The 18,590-nt window shown below is 63.4% G+C and carries 22 protein-coding genes; 9 read left to right on the forward strand and 13 right to left on the reverse strand.

Annotation, left to right across the window (positions count from 1 at the left end):
- Positions 1-2: 2 nt before the first annotated feature.
- The 3 genes from AB7Z56_RS12770 to AB7Z56_RS12780 are packed head-to-tail and all read right to left on the reverse strand — an operon-like array spanning position 3 to position 3,152.
- Positions 3-929, reverse strand: a complete 927-nt coding sequence (locus tag AB7Z56_RS12770; protein WP_038957599.1) for an ABC transporter permease — start codon at positions 927-929, stop codon at positions 3-5.
- A gap of 1 nt (position 930) precedes the next feature.
- The gene (locus AB7Z56_RS12775) at positions 931-2,043 is read right to left on the reverse strand and encodes an ABC transporter permease (RefSeq protein WP_063982028.1); all 1,113 of its coding nucleotides are present in this window, start codon (positions 2,041-2,043) and stop codon (positions 931-933) included.
- Positions 2,040-3,152 (reverse strand): BMP family ABC transporter substrate-binding protein, encoded by a 1,113-nt coding sequence (locus AB7Z56_RS12780; RefSeq protein ID WP_063982029.1) that lies wholly within the window; start codon positions 3,150-3,152, stop codon positions 2,040-2,042. The genes AB7Z56_RS12775 and AB7Z56_RS12780 overlap by 4 nt, the downstream gene beginning before the upstream one ends.
- Positions 3,153-3,551: 399 nt before the next feature.
- On the opposite strand from AB7Z56_RS12780, the gene AB7Z56_RS12785 reads away from it, so the two are divergent.
- Positions 3,552-4,826, forward strand: a complete 1,275-nt coding sequence (locus AB7Z56_RS12785; RefSeq protein ID WP_063982030.1) for an allantoate amidohydrolase — start codon at positions 3,552-3,554, stop codon at positions 4,824-4,826.
- Positions 4,827-4,927: 101 nt separating this feature from the next.
- Positions 4,928-6,301, forward strand: coding sequence for a hypothetical protein (locus tag AB7Z56_RS12790; protein ID WP_063982031.1), 1,374 nt, complete (start codon positions 4,928-4,930; stop codon positions 6,299-6,301).
- Between the two features lie 8 nt (positions 6,302-6,309).
- Here AB7Z56_RS12790 and AB7Z56_RS12795 read toward each other — a convergent pair whose 3' ends face one another.
- Positions 6,310-7,629, reverse strand: a complete 1,320-nt coding sequence (locus AB7Z56_RS12795) for a dicarboxylate/amino acid:cation symporter (protein ID WP_063982032.1) — start codon at positions 7,627-7,629, stop codon at positions 6,310-6,312.
- A gap of 181 nt (positions 7,630-7,810) precedes the next feature.
- Between AB7Z56_RS12795 and map the strand changes: the two genes are divergently transcribed.
- Entirely contained in the window at positions 7,811-8,563 is a 753-nt protein-coding gene (map, locus tag AB7Z56_RS12800) for a type I methionyl aminopeptidase (RefSeq protein ID WP_063982033.1), read from the forward strand.
- 88 nt (positions 8,564-8,651) lie between these two features.
- Here the strand turns inward: map and AB7Z56_RS12805 are convergent, their stop codons facing one another.
- On the reverse strand, positions 8,652-8,873 hold the full coding sequence (locus AB7Z56_RS12805; protein WP_063982034.1) for a hypothetical protein: 222 nt from the start codon (positions 8,871-8,873) through the stop codon (positions 8,652-8,654).
- Between the two features lie 365 nt (positions 8,874-9,238).
- Between AB7Z56_RS12805 and AB7Z56_RS12810 the strand changes: the two genes are divergently transcribed.
- Entirely contained in the window at positions 9,239-9,421 is a 183-nt protein-coding gene (locus tag AB7Z56_RS12810) for a hypothetical protein (RefSeq protein WP_028152900.1), read from the forward strand.
- 25 nt (positions 9,422-9,446) lie between these two features.
- On the opposite strand, the gene AB7Z56_RS12815 is transcribed toward AB7Z56_RS12810, so the two are convergent.
- From AB7Z56_RS12815 to AB7Z56_RS12825, 3 genes are all read right to left on the reverse strand, one after another.
- Complete coding sequence (locus tag AB7Z56_RS12815) at positions 9,447-10,826, reverse strand: vWA domain-containing protein (protein ID WP_063986213.1); 1,380 nt, start codon at positions 10,824-10,826, stop codon at positions 9,447-9,449.
- A gap of 5 nt (positions 10,827-10,831) precedes the next feature.
- A complete protein-coding gene (locus AB7Z56_RS12820; RefSeq protein WP_063982035.1) occupies positions 10,832-11,779 on the reverse strand; it encodes an AAA family ATPase in 948 nt (315 codons plus the stop codon).
- A gap of 146 nt (positions 11,780-11,925) precedes the next feature.
- Entirely contained in the window at positions 11,926-12,123 is a 198-nt protein-coding gene (locus AB7Z56_RS12825) for a hypothetical protein (RefSeq protein WP_028152902.1), read from the reverse strand.
- A gap of 227 nt (positions 12,124-12,350) precedes the next feature.
- On the opposite strand from AB7Z56_RS12825, the gene AB7Z56_RS12830 reads away from it, so the two are divergent.
- Complete coding sequence (locus AB7Z56_RS12830; RefSeq protein WP_063982036.1) at positions 12,351-13,325, forward strand: quinone oxidoreductase family protein; 975 nt, start codon at positions 12,351-12,353, stop codon at positions 13,323-13,325.
- A gap of 44 nt (positions 13,326-13,369) precedes the next feature.
- Here the strand turns inward: AB7Z56_RS12830 and AB7Z56_RS12835 are convergent, their stop codons facing one another.
- On the reverse strand, positions 13,370-13,645 hold the full coding sequence (locus AB7Z56_RS12835; protein WP_063982037.1) for a hypothetical protein: 276 nt from the start codon (positions 13,643-13,645) through the stop codon (positions 13,370-13,372).
- Between the two features lie 99 nt (positions 13,646-13,744).
- Positions 13,745-14,353 carry a S24 family peptidase gene (locus tag AB7Z56_RS12840; protein ID WP_028152904.1) on the reverse strand — a complete coding sequence of 203 codons (609 nt, stop codon included), beginning with the start codon at positions 14,351-14,353 and terminating at the stop codon, positions 13,745-13,747.
- A 166-nt stretch (positions 14,354-14,519) separates the two neighbouring features.
- On the opposite strand from AB7Z56_RS12840, the gene AB7Z56_RS12845 reads away from it, so the two are divergent.
- Together AB7Z56_RS12845 and AB7Z56_RS12850 are read left to right on the forward strand one after the other, a co-directional pair.
- A complete protein-coding gene (locus AB7Z56_RS12845; protein WP_084795042.1) occupies positions 14,520-15,050 on the forward strand; it encodes a GcrA family cell cycle regulator in 531 nt (176 codons plus the stop codon).
- A 38-nt stretch (positions 15,051-15,088) separates the two neighbouring features.
- On the forward strand, positions 15,089-15,661 hold the full coding sequence (locus AB7Z56_RS12850) for a hypothetical protein (protein ID WP_063982039.1): 573 nt from the start codon (positions 15,089-15,091) through the stop codon (positions 15,659-15,661).
- Positions 15,662-15,711: 50 nt separating this feature from the next.
- On the opposite strand, the gene AB7Z56_RS12855 is transcribed toward AB7Z56_RS12850, so the two are convergent.
- Positions 15,712-16,068 carry a hypothetical protein gene (locus AB7Z56_RS12855; protein ID WP_063982040.1) on the reverse strand — a complete coding sequence of 119 codons (357 nt, stop codon included), beginning with the start codon at positions 16,066-16,068 and terminating at the stop codon, positions 15,712-15,714.
- A gap of 679 nt (positions 16,069-16,747) precedes the next feature.
- Here AB7Z56_RS12855 and AB7Z56_RS12860 point away from each other — a divergent pair.
- Both AB7Z56_RS12860 and AB7Z56_RS12865 read left to right on the forward strand, forming a co-directional pair.
- A complete protein-coding gene (locus AB7Z56_RS12860; protein ID WP_063982041.1) occupies positions 16,748-16,933 on the forward strand; it encodes a hypothetical protein in 186 nt (61 codons plus the stop codon).
- Between the two features lie 134 nt (positions 16,934-17,067).
- Entirely contained in the window at positions 17,068-17,409 is a 342-nt protein-coding gene (locus AB7Z56_RS12865) for a phasin (protein ID WP_014493705.1), read from the forward strand.
- Positions 17,410-17,459: 50 nt separating this feature from the next.
- Here AB7Z56_RS12865 and AB7Z56_RS12870 read toward each other — a convergent pair whose 3' ends face one another.
- Complete coding sequence (locus tag AB7Z56_RS12870) at positions 17,460-17,636, reverse strand: hypothetical protein (protein ID WP_187387992.1); 177 nt, start codon at positions 17,634-17,636, stop codon at positions 17,460-17,462.
- Between the two features lie 78 nt (positions 17,637-17,714).
- Positions 17,715-18,545 (reverse strand): alpha/beta hydrolase, encoded by an 831-nt coding sequence (locus AB7Z56_RS12875; RefSeq protein WP_063982042.1) that lies wholly within the window; start codon positions 18,543-18,545, stop codon positions 17,715-17,717.
- Positions 18,546-18,590 lie beyond the last annotated feature (45 nt).

Consider the following 18,590-nt stretch of genomic DNA (forward strand, 5'->3'; position numbering starts at 1 on the left):
CTCTAGCGGGTGATCGACAATTCGGCCGGGGCTCCGGTCAGCGTGCGTTTCGGCGAGCAGGTGATGATCATGATCGCCAGCGTCAGGATGTAGGGGGCGGCGTTGAAGAGGTGGTAGCCGGAGGTGACGCCGACCGATTGCAGTGCAGGGCCCAGGGCCGCGGCACCGCCGAAGGCGAGCGAGGCCCACAGGCAGAGCAGGGGATCCCAGCGCGCGAAGATCACGAGGGCCACGGCGGTGATGCCCTGGCCGGAGGACAGGCCCTCGTTCCAGCTTCCGGGATAGAACAGCGACAGGAACGAGCCGCCGATGCCGGCAAGGAAGCCGCCGACCATGGTCGCGCGCAGGCGGATCAGCAACACGGAATGGCCCATCGCGCGCGCTGCGTCGGAGCTCTCGCCGGCGGTGCGGATCAAAAGGCCCCAGCGCGTGGTGCGGAAGGCCCAATAGAGGATCGGCGCGAGCGCGACGCCGATCAGGAACAGGACGTTGACGCGCAGCGCGGCGCGAACCTGCGGGACGTCGCTCCACCAGCCAAAATCGATCGCGGGCAGGCGCGGCGCGGTGGGCTCGATCAGCGGCTTGCCGAGATAGAAGGCAAGGCCGGTGCCGAACAGCATCAGCGCGATGCCGACCGCGATATCGTTGACGCGCGGCAGCGAGCAGATGCCGGCGTGCAATGCGCCCAGCAGTGCACCTGTGATGCCGGCGGCGAGCACGCCAAGCCAGGGCGATCCCGTGAGATACGAGATTCCGTAGGCGCTCATCGCGCCCATCACCAGCGTGCCCTCAAGGCCGAGATTGATGCGGCCGGAGCGTTCGGTGATGCATTCGCCGAGGCTCACGAACAGGAACGGCGTGGAGACGCGGATGGCGCCGCCGAGCACGGCGAGGGGGACAGTCCAGAGCCCGATCGATCCGTCTGCCATCTCAGGATTTTCCCTTCAAGAATCCAATGCGGCCGTAAAGTGCATCGCTGGCCAGCACGAAGACGAAGATGATGCCCTGAAGCACCAGAACGGATGCGTCGGGCAGTCCGAGGCGGCGCTGCAAAAGGCCGCCGCTGGCGCTGATGCCGCCGAGCAGGATCGCGACGGGAATGATCGCGAGCGGATTCTGCCGGGCGAGGAAGGCGACAAGAATGCCGGTGAAGCCGTAGCCCGCCGCAAGGTTGGCGTTGGTGCGTCCCTGCACCGCGGCGACCTCGACCATGCCGGCGAGGCCCGCGGCGCCGCCGGCGAGGAAGCAGATGGTCAGGATCAGCTTGCTGACGCCGAGACCGACGATCTTTGCGGCGCGGATGTTGCCGCCGGCGACGCGCGCGGCGAAGCCGAACACGGTGTGATAGATCAGGACGTAGGCGGCGATCGCGGCGATCAGGCCGAAGACGAGGCCCCAATGCACGTCGGTGCCGGGAATGCTGCCGATCATGTTGGCGGCGCCGATCTCGCGCGTCGACGGCTTGTTGAGGCTGGCGGGATCGCGCATCAGCCCCTCAACAAGATGATTGAGGATCGCGAGCGCGATGTAGACGAGCAGCAGGCTCGAGATGGTCTCGTTGACGCCGCGATACTGGCGCAAGCCGCCCGACAGAATGATCCACAGACCGCCGCCGATCACGCCGCCGACGACCATGGCAATTTGGACGACGAGCGGCGGCATGCCCTGAAGCGCCAGCGCGGCGCTGGTCGCCGACAGCGCGCCGATCAGGAGCGCGCCTTCGCCGCCGATGATGACCATGCCGAGCTGTGCCGGCAGTGCGGTGCAGAGCGCGGTGAGGATCAGCGGCGCGGCACGCGTCAACGTATTCTGCCAGGAGAACCAGGTGCCGAAGGCGCCGTAGTACATATAAAAATAGAGATCGAGCGGGTTCTTGCCGAACATCGCGACGAAGATGCCGAAGATCACGAGCGCGCCGGCCAGCGCCGCGCCCGGGATCAGGATGTATTCGATTGTCGCGCCGTGGCGCTGGAGAAAGCCGGGATCGGCGGCCGGGGCAATTGTCCCGGCCGCTTCAGTAGAATCCGCGGCTTCCGTTGTCACGAAGTCGCTCCGATCACGCCTTCGACCAGGTAGTCCATCTTCTCAAGTTCGGGATCCTTCTGGCCGCGATCGGTGCCGGCTGCGATCACCGTCTTGCCCTTGTTGTCGACCAAGCCGCCCTTGAAGATGGCGTAGCCCTCCGCCGACAGGAATTTGGCCTTGACCTCGTCGGCGTGCTTGCGCGCTTCGGCGGAGACTGCCTCACCGTAGGGCGAGGTCTTGACGATCTCTTCCTTGAGGCCGCCGCGATAGAAGTTCGGGATGCTTTCGCCGGCGGCGATCATCTTCACGAACTTCGGATAGAGCGCTTCCCAATTCCACTCGGCACCGGTGAGATACGCCTTCGGCGCCAGCGGCGACTGGTTGGTGTGATAGCCGCAGACGAAGGCGCCGCGGCGTGCGGCGTTCTCGACCATGGTCTTCGGACCGTCGACATGGCAGGTGAGCACGTCGACGCTCTGATCGATCAGGCTGTTGGTGGCTTCGGCCTCCTTGACCGGCATCGACCAATCGCCAGTGAAAATAACCTGCGTGGTGGCCTTGGGATTGGCGAGCCTGGCGCCGAGCGCGAAGGCGTTGATGTTACGCAGCACCTGCGGGATCGGCTTGGCGGCAACGAAGCCGAGCTTGCCGCTCTTGGAGGTGTAGCCGGCAACGATGCCCGAAATGTACTGGGCCTCGTCGATATAGCCAAAATAGCTGCCGGCGTTCTTTGGATCCTTGTCGCTCCACAGGCCGCCGCAGTGCTCGAAGCGCAGCTTCGGGAACTTGGTGGCCATCTTGATCATGTGCGGGTTGTAGTAGCCGAACGAGGTCGGGAAGAGCAGGGTGGCGCCGTCGAGGTTGATCATGGACTCGATCGTCTTCTCGACCGCGTCGGTCTCCGGCACCTTCTCTTCCTCGACGACCTTCAGCCCCGGAATTTTCTTCAGGGCCGCCGCGCCCTGCGCATGCGCCTGGTTGTAGCCGTAGTCATCGCGCGAGCCGACATAGATGAAGCCGATGGTCGTTTCGGCCGCCAAGGCCGGACGGACGCCCGCTGCCGCACCGAGGGTCAGGGCCGCGCCGCCCTGCAACAAATGACGTCGTGAAATCTTGCCGAAATCCATTGCTCGCTCCCCTTGGCGGATGTCCCGCCTTAATCTCGCGACCGCGCCGGTCTGGCGGAGCCTGGGATAAGATGTCGCAAGCTTCGTGCCAGAGGCCACGGAGTGGTCAATTGATCTGAAGTCATTGAAAAGTATCGTGTTTGTAAATTTTCAGAATTCTGTCGAGTAAGCCAGCAGATTAACTTTTGAGCAAAATATAGAAGTTGTATGCAATGGAGTTGAGCAGCCAGGCGCAGCTCGCGTGTGTGCGTGACGGGAGCTACGGTCCGCCGGCAACCCGCATTCATGCTACCCACGCGCGGATCGGGACCGCGTTCGTGATTTTTTGCTGGCACCGAACTTGTATCGATCGCCGCCAGGACCGCCGCCGCGGTCCCAAGAGATGGGAAGCTCGCCGAGATGGTTGCTGGTAACGCCGTTCAGAATGCATCGCTCGGCGAGGAGATCGTGCGACGGATCGACGAGCTCGCCGCGATCTCGGAAGACGGCGACAAGCTCACCCGCATCTACCTCACCAACGAGCTGCGCAAGGCCGCTGACCTCATCCTGGGCTGGATGCGCGAAGCCGGCATGAGCGCGCATCTCGATGCGATCGGGAATGTCTGCGGACGCTACGAAGGCGAGCAGCCAGGGGCGCCCTGCCTGATGCTCGGCTCGCACTACGACACGGTGCGCGATGCCGGCAAATGGGACGGTCCGCTGGGGGTGATCACGGCGATCGCCTGCGTCGCCGATCTCAATCGCCGCGGCAAGCGCCTGCCGTTCGCGATCGAGGTGATCGGCTTTGCCGATGAAGAGGGGGTACGTTTCGCCTCGACGCTGCTCGGAAGCCGGGCGGTGGCCGGCACCTTCGACGAGAGCGTCCTGAACACGCGCGACCGCGACGGCGTGTCGATGCGCGATGCGCTCGTCGCGTTCGGCCTCGATCCCGATCACATCGGCGCGGCCGCGCGGGCCCGGCGCGAGCTGCTCGCCTATCTCGAATTGCACATCGAGCAGGGCCCGGTGCTGGAAGCCCAGAACCTGCCCGTCGGTGTCGTCACTGCGATTGCGGGCGCGACACGGCTCGCTGCGCGGCTGACCGGAATGGCCGGCCATGCCGGCACCGTGCCGATGGCGCTGCGCCGTGATGCACTCGCCGGCGCGGCCGAATGCATCGGCGCGATCGAGCAGTTTTGCCGCACCGACGCGGACGGGTTGGTCGGCACCGTCGGCTATATCCAGGCGAGGCCCGGGGCGACCAATGTCATCCCGGGCGAAGTGTCCTTCACCATCGACATGCGGGCACCGACCGACATGCATCGCAAGCGCGCGGTCGCCGATATCGTCCGCCAGATCGAGGCGATTGCAAAACGCCGGCAATTGGCGCTACAGCTCGACGTCACTCACGAGAACCGCACCGCGCCTTGCGCACCCTGGCTGAAGGATCAGATCGCGCAGGCGATCGCTGCCGAAGGCGCGTCGGTGTTCGAGCTGCCGAGCGGAGCAGGGCACGACGGCATGGCGATGATCGATATCGCCGATGTCGGCATGATCTTCGTCCGCTGTCGCGGCGGCATCAGCCACCACCCGGACGAGCACGTCGAGCTCGCCGATGCCAACGCGGGCGCGCGCGTGCTGCTGCGGGTGATCGAGAATTTCAGGCCGCAGGAGGGCCGTGCCGGCGCGAAGTGATTGCCTGAAGCCCGCAAGTCACGGGGTAGAGATACGAATCAGTCATGTTTAAAATGGTGGCCGCCATCACGGGGTCACGAGACATCAGCCGATTGACGCATATGAACAGCGACATCTCTTTTCCATCACATCGTGAGAACCGGTTCTACCAGGGGATGGCTGCGACCTTTGTCGCCAACGCGCTTCAGGCGGTCAATTTTCTCGGTGATCGCTTCCTGAGACAATCGCATCATGCGTTGTCGGACATAGAGGACCTCTACCGGCACTCGATGGACAGTGCCTTTTCGGTGACCGAGGCCTTCCTCGTCACGGGAGCGCCGCACGCCTCCGCCTATTACCCGCGCGACTTCGCCTGGTTTTACCCCGACGTTCTCGATCCCGAAACCATCATGGATGCGCAGGACGCAGTCCGTCGGGCGCGCCTGCTCGAAAAGAGCGTTCGTCTGCTGCTGCAGGCGGTTCGCGCCGACGTGGTCACGACGACGATCGTTCCTGCGGGGCGCGGGCGGTACCTCGGCGTGAATTATTTCTCGCGGCCCTCGGACACGCTGCTCGGCATTCTCGCCGGTCTCCAGCAGATGATTGGTGCCGACGAGAGAGCGTCATCCTATCTGGCGATGTCGCAATGCGCACATGCCGGCCGCCTGCTGCTGGCCGAATATGGCGTCGACCTGAAGCGCGCGATCCTTCAGCTCGCGAGTGAGCTTGAGCCATTCGACGCTGACGGCACCAGATATTTGCTGTGCGATGCCGGCGGGCCTCGCTCCGCGGCAACGGATACGCGGGCCGAGCGCAGGCGCTTCGTCACCAACGCCTGCGTTTACACGACGTTCGTGTGGGGCGTGCAGCTCGGGATCGTCGACGAGAACGAACTGAAGCGGCTGCTCGGTCGCGACCTTGCGCAGTACAAGCGAGATCTGCTCCGTTTGTTCGGCAAGGACGGCCATATCAAGCATTCGCTTGACGGCCCGGCGGGGGCACCGGTGTCCTTGGTGGCCCTGGATTTCGTCAGCGTGCATCGCGGCTTCTGGGACATGAACGATGCCAGCGAGCGGGCGCTGTTTGCGGCTACGACGGATCTGATCATCGCCGAGCCGCGCTTTCGCATCCCCAGCACGTTCCACTTCCTGGTGTCCGCGGATAATCCACGGAACAAGATGATCCACAAGATCGCGGCGCCGGCCTATCAGGGGCGTTCGTCGTGGCCGACGTTCAATGTCGAATTCGCGGATCGGATGCTGGATTTTGATGAAGCCTCAGGGAGCGATACCTACCGGACCTGCGCGCAAGGAATATTGAAGGACATTCGGACCGCGACCGAGGTCCATGGCGGCTATCAGGAGCTGATCTCGGAGCAGGGCCTGAAGTATCGCACCTGGGCGTATAAGGGCGCCGTGGCGCACTCCTGGTTTCCGCGCTTCCTGTCGGTCTGGAGGAGGGCGTATGGAACGCCACTCCTCCAGTGGAATGATTGATCCGCGGCCTATCCCGCGGTCACGTCCACCAGTTCGCCGCCCTCCAGCACCTTGGCCGCCTTGGCGCGGTCGAGATCGCCTTCCCAGGCGGCCACCACCACCGTCGCCACGCAATTGCCGACGAGGTTGCCGACCGCGCGGGCCATGCCGATGAACCAATCGACCGACAGCACCAGCACGAGGCCGATGGCGGGAATGCTCGGCACCGCGTTGAGCGTCGCGGCCAGGATCACGATCGCCGAGCCCGGCACGCCGTGCGCGCCCTTCGACGTGATCAGCGAGACGCCGAGCACCAGCAGAAGGTCGCCGAAGGACAGCGGCGTGTTGGTCGCCTGCGCGATGAAGACGACGGCGAGCGTCAGGTAGATCGAGAAAGCGTCGAGGTTGAAGGAATAGCCGGTCGGGATGACGAGGCCGACGACGGAATCCTTCACGCCCATCCGCTCCAGTTTCTTCATGATCTGCGGCAGCACGGCATCGGAGGATGCGGTCGCGAGCACGATGGTCAGCTCTTCGCGCAGGTAAGCGAGGAATTTGAGGATGTTGATTCCGGCGAGCGCCATCACGCCGCCGAGCACGCCCAGCACGAAGATGCCGACCGAGACGTAGAACAGCATCACCAGCGAGACGAGCTGCTTCAGCGAGCCGACGCCGTATTTGCCGACGGTATAGGCGACCGCGCCGAGCACGCCGAGCGGCGCGACCCGCACGATCAGCCCCATGACCCGAAACAGCACGGTGGAGGCCGCGTCGATGATCGATGTGACCAGCGCGCCCTTCTCGCCGCCGACGAGCGCAAGGCCGACACCGAACAGGACCGCGAAGAACAGCACCTGGAGCACGTCGTTGCGCGACAGCGCATCGAACGAGGTGCTGGGGATCACGTTCATCAGGAAGGCGCCGATGCCGCCGCCGGACAGCTTGTGGGCGTTGTCGGCATAGGTGTTGAGCGCCTTGGCGTCGAGCGTCGAGGGATCGATGTTCATGCCGTGGCCGGGACCGAAGAGATAGGCGAGCAGCAGACCGACCACGAGGGCGACCGTCGTCATCACCTCGAAATAGACCAGCGCCTTGACGCCGACCCGGCCGACCTTCTTGAGGTCGCCGGCACCGGCAATGCCGTGCACGACGACGCAGAACACGATCGGGGCCACGATCATCGAGATCAGCTTCAGGAAGGCGTCGCTGAGGATCTTGAGCCCGATGGCGAAGTCCGGAACGGCCATCCCCAGGATGACGCCAAGCACCAGCGCGGCGAGGACCTGGACGAACAGCGAGGTGTAGAGCGGCTTCGGCTCGGCGGTAGGTGCCGCGGTGATGGTCGACATGGTGGACTCCCCCGGTTTGACGCGTCTTGGACGTCAAAAAGGAGCAACAACCGTGCCAGATTGTCGCGGCCTGGTCTTGGAAGTGATCCAGGGCGCGCATAATCCGGGATTCTTGCGCGCGCTCTTCCGTTTGCAAGTCGGCATCGCAACAGCTATGTCCCGGCTTTCGCAAGAGCCTGATATGACAATCTCGAATGAGAACGATCTGATCTGCCTGAAAGAGGTCGGGCGTATCGTCGCCAATGCCCTTGAGGCGATGGGGAAGGCCCTCGAGCCCGGCATGACCACCGCGGAACTCGACCGGATCGGACGAGCGCTCCTTGAGGCCGCCGGAGCGCGTTCGGCGCCGGAACTGGCCTATGCCTTTCCTGGCGCAACCTGCATCAGCGTGAACGAAGAGATCGCTCATGGCATCCCGGGTGCCCGGCGGATCGAGCGTGGCGACCTCGTCAACATCGACGTCTCGGCCGAGAAGAGCGGCTTCTTTGCCGATACGGGAGCCTCGTTCGCCGTTCCGCCCGTGACCCGTTCGATCGAGCGTCTTTGCAGGGATGGTCGGCGGGCGATGTGGACGGGCTTGCGGCAGGTCGGCGCCGGCAAACCGATTGCCGGCATCGGTCAAGCCATCGGGACGTTTGCGCGGAAAAACGGCTACATGCTCGTCAAGAACCTAGCCAGTCACGGTGTCGGCTTGTCGCTCCACGAGGAGCCGACGGAGATCGCGACATGGCCCGATCGCTCCGAGCGACGCATCATGAGCGATGGGCTGGTGTTCACCGTCGAGCCGTTCCTGTCGCTTGGCGCGGAGTGGGCCGAGAACGGTGATGACGATCCATGGACGCTCTACAGCAGCCCGGAGGCGCCTACCGTTCAGTACGAGCACACGGTTGTCGCAACCCGCAATGGGCCTTTGATCGTTACGCTGGCGGATTGAGGTCGTCCCTGCGACGCGCTGTCGGCGGGAACGCAAGAGATTATTTTTCAGGCGATCACGGCAGAGCCGTTGCGGGCGGACAGTCTCGTCACGCCACGAGATCCAGTAGCCGGCACGATCCGCGCACCAGCACCTTGCGTCCGGTTGGCGTCATCGAAGGTACGCCGTCACTGACAACAACGAGACCGAGCTTGACGAGACCTTCGACGAGATAGGCCTTCGAGAGGCGACCATTCGACACGGGGTTGCGAAGCGCTTTCAGCGCTTCCCATTGGTCCGGCGAAAGATCGAAGTCGATGTCGTTGCTCATGTTGCCTCAAGCGATAGTCCAAGTTCGTGCGCCCCTGTTAGCGGCGCCGCATGAACACCATGCGACGACAATGAGTCGGGAATTCGGTAAGCTGTTTAGAACCTCTCTTCACGAATTGCCGCACTTCATTGCGCCACAACAGTTAAGATCGTTCGCGCACGAAAATCGTCCCGGTCTCCGATCACTAATTGATGATGTGCGCTTGATCGTGCGGCGAGAGTTACCGCAGTGCACGGGAAGCATCACTGTCCCATTGCGCGTCGCGATATGCACAGAAATCGTGAAGCGAGGGCGATTGGACTCTGACTGGACTCTGCTACGTTGATTCGCAGGGGATTGGCTTCACACGACAGGAGTGTGAGTGCATGAACAGGCTGATGGCAATTCGCAGTCAGGAATTCCTCTGCCGAGAGCGGGCGGCGCTGGATTCGGAGCGACGGGCGTTCTGGCTCGCGCAGGCCCAGGAATGGGAGCAGCGCGCGCTCGACGAAATAGCGCATCACTTTCGGGAGTGCAACCTCGTCCAGGCCGAGCTGACTGCCGCCTGACGCCAGCGGCGGACGTGATTGCCGTCTACTGATAAGTCGCCACGATGTCGGACACGGCGCGCTCGAGCTGCTGTGCGGTGGCGCATTGGCGCACGACAGTGCAGAAGGTCGCGTAGCGCGGCATCTCGGAATCACCGAAGCCCCAGGCGAGCCGTCCTTCGGGATTGAGCCAGACCACGCGCTTCGAGCGTTCGGAGATGCGGCGCAGGATGTCGGCGCGCGGGTCGAGATTGTTGCTGCGGGCGTCACCGAGCACGATCACCGTGGTCTGCGGCGTCAGCGTGCTCATAAACTCCTTCTCGAAATCGACGAGAGAGGAGCCGTAGTCGGATGAGCCGAAGCCGACCTTGGACATGATCTCGGCCATCGCCTCTTCGGGCGACTTCTTCTCCAGGATCTCGCTGACCTCGATCAGATGCGAGGAGAAGGCGAAGGAGTGGACGTCGTCGACCACCTCGTGCAGCGAGTGGATCAGGAGCAGGAAGAAATCGGAGACCTGCGCGACCGAGCCTGAGACGTCGCAGATTGCGACGATCTTGGGCCGGTCGCGGTGCTTGCGCTTCCACGCGGTGAGGAAGGGCACGCCGCCCCAGGCCGCGTTGCGGCGCAGTGTGCGGCGGACGTCGAGATGGCCGCGGCGCTGGCGCTTGCGCGGCTTCGAGTAGCGCTCGCGCAGGCGCCGCGCGATCTGGCGGATGAGCGCGCGCATCTCCGCGACTTGGCGCCGCTCGATGCGGGCGAGAGGCGCGTTGCGCAGGATCTCGTTGCGGAGGTTTTCGGCCTCTTCGCGGGCATAAAGCGCAAGGCCTTGCGAGACCGTGTCACGGACTGCTTCGCGCAACGCGTCCAGCGCGCCGCGCAGACGCTCGGCCAGCGACGGATTGGTCGCGGTGAGCGCGTCGAGATCGTCGCGCAGGCGCTGAAGGCCCATGGCGTCGAGGATGCGGCTGGAAAAGATCCCGCGCTGAGTCGAATAGCGGATGTCGGACAGCGAAGCCACACCGGAAGCGCTGGCGATCGCCGCTGCGATCGCGTTGCGATCCTGCGACAGCAGCATCTGCGCAAGCGGGCCCAATGCTTCGGAAGCCTGGCCTTCGCCTGCTTCACTGGCCGAGCTGGGTGAGGGGGTCTGATCCGCGTCCTGCGATGCGTCGTCGTTGTCGTCGGCCTCGGGTTGATCTTGCCGCGGCTCTGGTTGGCTGAAGAAGAGATCAAAGCAGTCGCCGAGGGCGAGCTTCTCGTCCTGCGACTTGGCGAGCGTCAGGAGCAGCGCATCGCGCAGGATGGCCCGGTCGGAAAAGCCGACCTGCTTGACCGCGCGCATCGCATCGATGCTTTCGGCGGGCGAGACATGCACGCCGGCACCGCGCGCCGCTCGAAAGAAACGATGGAGATTCTCGCGCATCGGCGTCAACCGAAGACGTTGGACCGTGCCGCCTTGGCAATGAAGGTCGTAACTTGCGGCGTTGCTGCCTCGATGTCGGCCTCGTACTTCAGGAGCACATTGAGCGTGTCCTTGACGATATCGGTGTCTAGCTCCGTGGCCTGAAGTAGAACCAGGACGCGCGCCCAGTCGATGGTCTCACTGACCGACGGCAGCTTTTTCAGGTCGAGCGAGCGGATCTCGTGGATGAAGCCGACCATCTGCCGGCGCAGCGCCTGCGAGATGCCGGAGACGCGGCTCTCGACGATGCGTTCTTCGAGCCGCTGCTCGGGGAAGCCGATATGCAGATGCAGGCAGCGCCGCTTCAGGGCGTCGCCGAGGTCACGCTCGCTGTTCGAGGTGAGGATCACCGTCGGCGGCGTGATCGCCGCGACCGTGCCGAGCTCCGGGATCGTGACCTGGAAATCGGAGAGGATTTCCAGCAGCAGCGATTCGAATTCAGCGTCGGACTTGTCGATCTCGTCGATCAGCAGCACGCAGCCGCCAGGCTGCTCCAGCGCCTGGAGCAGTGGTCGGGGCTCGACGAACTCCTTGGAGAAGAACACATCGCCGAAATCATGGAGCTGCTCGAGCGCGGCATGCAGCGTCTGCGCGCCGCCGAGGACTTCGCCGAGCTTGTCCTTGAGGATCTGGGTATAGAGAAGCTGTTTTGCGTATTTCCACTCGTAGAGCGCCTTGGCCTCGTCGAGGCCCTCGTAGCATTGCAGGCGGATCATCTTCATGCCGCGCCAGGCGGCAATGGCCTTGGCAAGCTCGGTCTTGCCGACGCCCGCGGGGCCTTCGACCAGAATCGGCTTCTCGATCTGCTGCGACAAATAGACTGCGGTCGCGATCTGCCGGCTCGCGATATAGCCTTGCGCGGCGAGGCCGCTCTCCACTGCCTCGATCGAGGTCGAGGCCTTCTGTTCAGCCACGAAAGGGCGCTCCCAAAGGTCTTGCTTGAGGCTTGTTCTGCCTGCGTTCCCGGCAAAGAACAAGCCTCGTTTGGGACGGCCTGACCCGCGCAGAACGTCGCTTTTTCCGTTCAGCGCAAATACTTAAGCGATGGCTGATGGTGCGGTCAGTGCCGCAGCTCCGGCTTGCGGATGGTCTGCCGGACTTCCGCGCCGCAGTCCGCGCATTCATAGACGAAGTCGATCCTGGCAAGGCCCCAATGCGGTTCGACCTCGCGGACGTACATCGGCAGGAACCCCATGCAGGCGGGACAAATTACAGGCGCGATTTCGATGTCCTGATGATGCTGTACATAAGCTGGCATCTCGGCTCTCCTTCGCAGGCGACCACCAAACCCCGCGAAAAGGCTACTGCCGGAACGCGCCGGTGCCGTCATCAACTCTTTCGAACAGAGGCGGAACGGCAGGCGTTTGTCGTTCGCTGTGACATTCTTGTTACGTCTCTGTACTGTAACGGGCCGACCGAATTCCTATTTCACAGGCCGATCCGTTTTCCACGGACCTTCACTGCAACAATAAGGGAGCAACGCCCATGACGCATGCCATTCGCTTTCACAAGACCGGCGGTCCTGAAGTCCTGGTCTGGGAGGAAGTCAGTGTCGGCAAGCCCGGGCCGGGCGAGGCGCGCATCCGCCACACGGCGGTCGGCCTCAACTTCGTCGACATCTACAATCGCTCCGGGGTGTATCCGGTACAATTGCCGAGCGGTCTCGGCAGCGAGGGTGCCGGCGTCGTCGAGGAAGTCGGGGCCGGTGTCACCGATTTGAAGACCGGTGATCGCGTTGCCTACGGCGCCTCACCGCTCGGAGCCTATGCCGAGGCGCGGCTGATCCCGGCCGACCGGCTGTTGAAGCTGCCCGACGGTGTCGATGACAAGACCGCGGCGGCCATGATGCTGAAGGGGCTCACCACCCAATACCTGATCCGGCAGACCTATCGCGTGAAGGCCGGCGACACCATCCTGCTCCACGCCGCAGCCGGCGGCGTTGGTCTCATCTTGAGCCAGTGGGCAAAACATCTCGGCGCGACAGTGATCGGCACCGTCAGCAGCGACGAGAAGGCAAAGCTCGCCAAGGCACATGGCTGCGATCATGTGATCATCTATACGCGCGAGGATTTCGTGAAGCGCGTGGACGAGATCACGGGCGGCAAGAAGGTGCCGGTGGTCTATGATTCCGTCGGCAAGGATACGTTCCTGAAGTCGCTGGATTGTCTTGCGCCGCTCGGTGTTGCCGCGCTGTTCGGTGCGTCCTCCGGCGCTGTCGAGCCGCTCAATCTCGGCCTGCTCGCGCAGAAGGGCTCGCTCTACGTCACCCGTCCGACGCTGTTCACCTACGCTGCCAAGCGCGAGGCCCTGGTCGCCATGGCGAACGAGCTGTTCGACGTCGTGAAGTCCGGCGCAGTCAAGATCGAGGTGCACCAGACCTACCCGCTGAAGGATGCCGCCAAAGCGCATGCCGATCTCGCTGCGCGCAAGACCACGGGATCGACCGTTCTCACGGTGTGATATCCGGCCGGGCAGTGACGTGACGCAGGCCGCTTGGGCCTGCGTCACGTCTTCTCGTGCTTGCGCAGGTCGCGGGCGTGATCGAGGCGGATGGCCTGGAGGTCGACTTCTTCAGGCGGAACCTGGGGGAGGGCGGCCTCGGTCAGGATCGCCTCGGTCACGTCCTCGACCGCATTCTCCGCGATTTCGTGGATGAACGAGATGTTTCGATATTCACCCGAAACGACGCGGGAGATGACCTCGCGCCTTGTGATTTCGGGATCGACGACCGCCTCGCGTCCGCGCCGCCCATAGTCGATCATCACGACGAAATACTGCATGAAACGATCCTGCCGCGCCCCGTAGCCGGGAGTGCGGCAGAGTATTTCCGAAAAGCAGAATTAAGTCAAGGAAGATTTCCAAAAATCGGAAATCGGCGCCTATTTGCTCTTCTTGCGAGGGCGTGCCGACTTGGCGCGCAGCCGCTCGAGTTGGCCCTTGGGCATGGACAAGCAGATCTCGCCGACCCACTCGAGCTTGACGCCGACGATCGGCTTGGCGTTGAAGCTGTTGAGATTGACGACGGAGGGAGTTTTTCCGCGTTCAATGGTCTTCAAATAGCGTTCACCGGTCTTGAGCCGGACCACGGCCTCTTCGCCGTAGAAGCTCGACAGCGGATGACGCTGGTCCTTGTAGACGACGATCACGTCGCCGCTCTCGTATTTGGGCAGCATCGAATCGCCAACGATCTCGAAGGCGACGGTCTCTTCCATGATCGGGAACGGCAGCGCGATATCGCCGAGGCCTTCCGGGGGAACCTGTTCATAATCGGGCTCGATCACAGCGCCGGCCCCGACGCGGCCCATGATCGGCGCGAGATTGAGCTCAAGATATTCCATGATCGGAATGATTTCGGACGCCTTCACCAGGCGCTCGCCGCCCAGGATCTCCGACACCGCGCCGGGCCGCACGCCCATGGCCGCCGCCAGGCCGCCCTTGCTCTTGCCCGTCTTCTCCAGGCCCCGCTCGATCATTGCAACGTCCAACATGGTGATTCCCTCGATTGCCCATCGTCCCGCCTCTTGTAATCCGAAATTCGGAATTGATGCAATTATGAATATCAGAATTGTCGCTTGACAGTTGCTTCGGAATACCGGAATGTAGGATCCGCCTCGCGATCGAACGATCGGAGGAGGCGCATCACAGGACAGCAGCATGGAACCGGGTCATTGGCCGTCGGAGCACTCCGACGCGCTTCGCGACTATTTTCTCAAGGGAATGTCTTATGCGGAGATCGGAAGACAGATAAACGGAAGGTTTGGAACGGCTTACACACGCAACGCGGTGGCCGGCCGCGCCAAGCGGCTTGGACTCGCGACGCCGGCGCGGATGACGAGTCCATCGATCGTGCCGTCCTTGCCGTCAGGAGCCTGTCTCATCGGGCCGCCCCGTGCGGCGGTGCCGAACCTGAACTTGCCACCGAAATCCGCAATGAAACCCGCGCGGGTCAAGTTGCGCTGTGTCGGCGTCCAGCCCCGCCTAGTCGCGCTAGGCGAACTCGGGCGCGACGACTGCCGCTATCCCTATGGTGGCGACAAGGACGGGGAGGGGATCGCCTTCTGTGGCCATCCGCGCCAACCGGGCTCCAGCTATTGCACGCCGCATGCCTGCCTGACGCGAAGGTCTGAGGCTGCGTCCGCTCGCGCCGCCGGTCCCGTCGTCCTGAGGCTGATCTCTGCCGCCTGACGGGACCGCTATTCATTCAATTTGCGAGGAGTATCCGAGTGGCAGGTGCACGACGTAACAAGTCCTACAGATTGACTGGAATCTACGATCGGCGCTCGCGCGAGGTGCCGTTCAATGCCGAGGTGGCGGAGGTCGAGGTCGACAATCCGCTGGCGCTCGATGCCGGCGAGAAGATCGTCGCCGTCCGCTCGATCCGCGGCGATCCGCTCGGCCGGTTGCACGCGCATCACCAGATCGACGAGGCGCAATATCGCGGCGGGCGCGCCTTCCAGAACGACTGGGAGAGGGCGGAGCGCGGGCCCCAGGCGGTGGACCCGACGCGCGAATATGTCGATGGCACGCGCTCGCGCGAGCCCGTCACCGAGGACCAGCGCCAGGCCGTGCTGCGCCTCAACCGGGTCGAGCGCGAACTCGGTACCGATGGCGCCGCGCTGGTGCACGACGTCCTGGTGCTGGGGCTGACCATGGATCAGATCGGGGAGCGGCGCGCTGTTCGTACCCAGCGCTGGAACGACTATTTCGCGCGGCGCTTTCGCGAATGCCTGGACCGGCTGGCGCTGATCTACGGCTTTGCGACGGAAGGCCGGGCTCGGCGCGCCAAGCAGCGTTGAGAGTAGTGGTGCGCCTGCGGGTCTCGCCGCAGGCGCGCCCGGGTCGCTTGTTACGGATGCGGCACGATCTGGTAAGGCGTCGTGTAGGGCTCGACACGGAGAGACGCGTTGGCCAAGAGCCCGATCTTCGCGGTCGGCGCCTGTTGCAATTCACCGTTCGGGCCGCGATGCACGTTGTACTGCCAGACCGTGAGATCGCCCTTCTGCGCCAGCGCGTGCGCAACCGCGCTCGCATCATTGCCGCCGAGCGCCTGGAGCTCCTCCGCCGACAATCCGACGACGATTTCGTCCTTGATGGTGACGATCTTGAACAGATTCATCCTTGTCTCCTGCGCCCATGCGCCTTGTATCGAGAAAGTGAGAAGCGCGACGGCGCCGCCCTTGATGAGATCGCAGCGGGAAAGCATGCTGTCGTCCTTTGGTGCTGAGGCGCGCCCGAATCGAGAAGTCCGTCAGCCATGGCGCCCGTGGTCTGCGTGGCCGCTTCGCAACCGCTTGGTCGTTCCACCTTGAACGACGGTTCATTGGCGGAGATATCTTCGGACCGATGAACCCGGTACGGGGAACCGCGTCCAAGCCGAGCAGCTCAAGGGGGGCTTCACTGGCGGACGGATCAAGACGCTGCAGGCCGGCTGCGCGGCTCGACGTTCATTTCGCCGACGATACAACCGCCGAGGTCGGGCTCAACAATTACGTGTATACGCTGAAGAAACTTCAATCTGGCCTCGTTCACACCGGAAACACGGCGAAACGCCGCACCGATTGACAGCGACCGAGGCCGTGTGCGTGAGTGATGCCGCTTCTTGACGCAGGTGGGTGACGACGGTCCATATTCCTGTTATCCGGAATTGCCGTGCTGCGATGCGGACGAAGCATCGCTACGGCGACGGTTGGGCTTGCCGGAAGGGTTGTTTCTTGACATAATTGCAACCTGTTCGGTTGAGCCAGTATATGGTTCAGCGTGTTAACCCACCGGGTGCCCCGGCCGAGATCTCAGGGTCACCATGGCGTCCGGTCATGGTGTTCGATTCTCGAGCGAGACCTCGACGTCTGATCACGAGGGCCGATGCTTGTCATAGGTGCGAGATGAAAAACCTCAATTTCGCGGCTGAACTGCACCTCAAGCTCGGCGCGCCTGCAAGCAGCACCGTTGAAAGTCTGCGCCTGCTTCGCGCGTTCCTGAAGCTCGGGCCTCGACAGCGTTTCGAGGTCATCAAGCTGGTCGAAGACCTCGGCACCGAAGAAACCCTTCCCGAGCACCCCCTGTCCTGACCCCGGCCGTACGCCTCGTCCCCCGTTTTCCGGCCGGAGCCGGACCCCCGGGCGACGTTTGTCCGCCAGGCTGCCGCTGGAATGCGATCCGGCAAGTGTGGTATTCAGTTGGGAAAAAGGGGAGGAGTATGACCATGATCGAACCGAAGCTCGAAGTCCCGGCCGAACTGCGCGACCTGGCCGAAAAGACGATCGATCAGGCGGAACAGGCATTCGGCATGTTTTTCGAAGCTGCCACCAAATCGATGACGTCGGTTCCCGGAGCGGGTACCGAGGTGTCCAAGCAGGCGCTCGCGTTCACTGAGCAGAACATGAAGTCGGCGTTCGAGCACGCGCGCAAGCTCGTGCATGCCACCGACCTTCAGGAAGCGATGCGAATCCAGTCCGACTTCCTGCGGAGCCAGTTCACCAGCGCCGGCGACCACATGCGCCAGATGACCGGCAGTTTCATGCAGCCCGGCAAGGGAAAGTCCTGAGTTCCGGTGTGCGCCGCGTGACCGCAAATTGATTTTGCGTGACGCCGCGCTCAGCCGCAGCACGATCCCGGAAATTGCGAGAGATCGATGCGGGCGATGATCGACCGCAGCAGCTTGCGGGTCGCACGATAGAGATGCCGCGCGAATGCCGGTGTCCTCGCAGCCGGCAGGCCAAGGCCTGCCGTCTCGAGACGTTTCGCATCAAGGCTTTCGATGGAGTGCGACACGTGCCCCTCCGGGATGGTGAGGCCCTTCCTATCGTCGCCACCCTGGAGCTGCCTTGATCTGCCGCAAAGGGGACCCGGCTAGTAGTCGCCGGGGTTCATGATCATCGGGCTTCTGGTGTCAGCCGGCGCGAGCGAGCTGCTGGCGCTGTCACGCAGGAAGCGGTCGAGTGTCGCCTGGATCTTCTCCTTGACCGCATCGGGACCGCGATCGCTCATCTCGGTGTGCTGAGCACCGGTATGGACGATGTCGATGCCGCGCGCTTTGGCCTCTTCAGGCGTCGGCAGCACGCCCGGGTCGGTCTGGAAATGCGGATCCTTGGAGCGGAACGACAGGATCTTCAGGTTGTCGCTGAGCACGAAGGGCACCCGCAGATTGTCGAGCGTGATCACCTTCGACACGATCTCCGGGTGCTGATGGGCGACATACATCGAGACGTCGCCACCGTTGGAATGGCCGACGAGGGTGATGTGGTCGTAGTCGGTGTTTTCCTGCCGTCGCTTCAGTTCGGCCAGGGCGAAAAGGATGTTGGCCTCGCAGCGGATATAGACCTCGCGCCGCCCGACATATTGCTGACCGACATGGGTCATCAACGGCGGATCGCTCGGCAGGTCCTGCTGGATGCTGGCAACGAGATAACCGCGCGCCGCGAGCACGTTGGCGAGGAAGGAATACTCGGTCGCCTTGACGGTGTTGCCGTTGCTGATGATGGCGAGCGGGAGCTTCCAGAGCCCGAGATTGGCCTTGGTCTCGTAGTCGCGCCGCACCGCGATCTCGACCGAGATCGGCCGTTGGCGCGAGGCATCGAACAGGGTCAAAATCTCATGTCGGATCGCGAACCGGCTGACCACGAAATACTGGCCGACGCCGAGCACGCAGAGAAAGGCCAGGATTGCAAACACCCTCTTCATGGTTCCGTCCCAATCACTTTCGACTGAAAATGGTCATTGCAAGCC

The sequence above is a fragment of the Bradyrhizobium sp. 482_C4_N1_8 genome (genome assembly GCF_052075965.1).
In the GTDB taxonomy this organism is placed as follows: Bacteria; Pseudomonadota; Alphaproteobacteria; order Rhizobiales; family Xanthobacteraceae; genus Bradyrhizobium; species Bradyrhizobium barranii.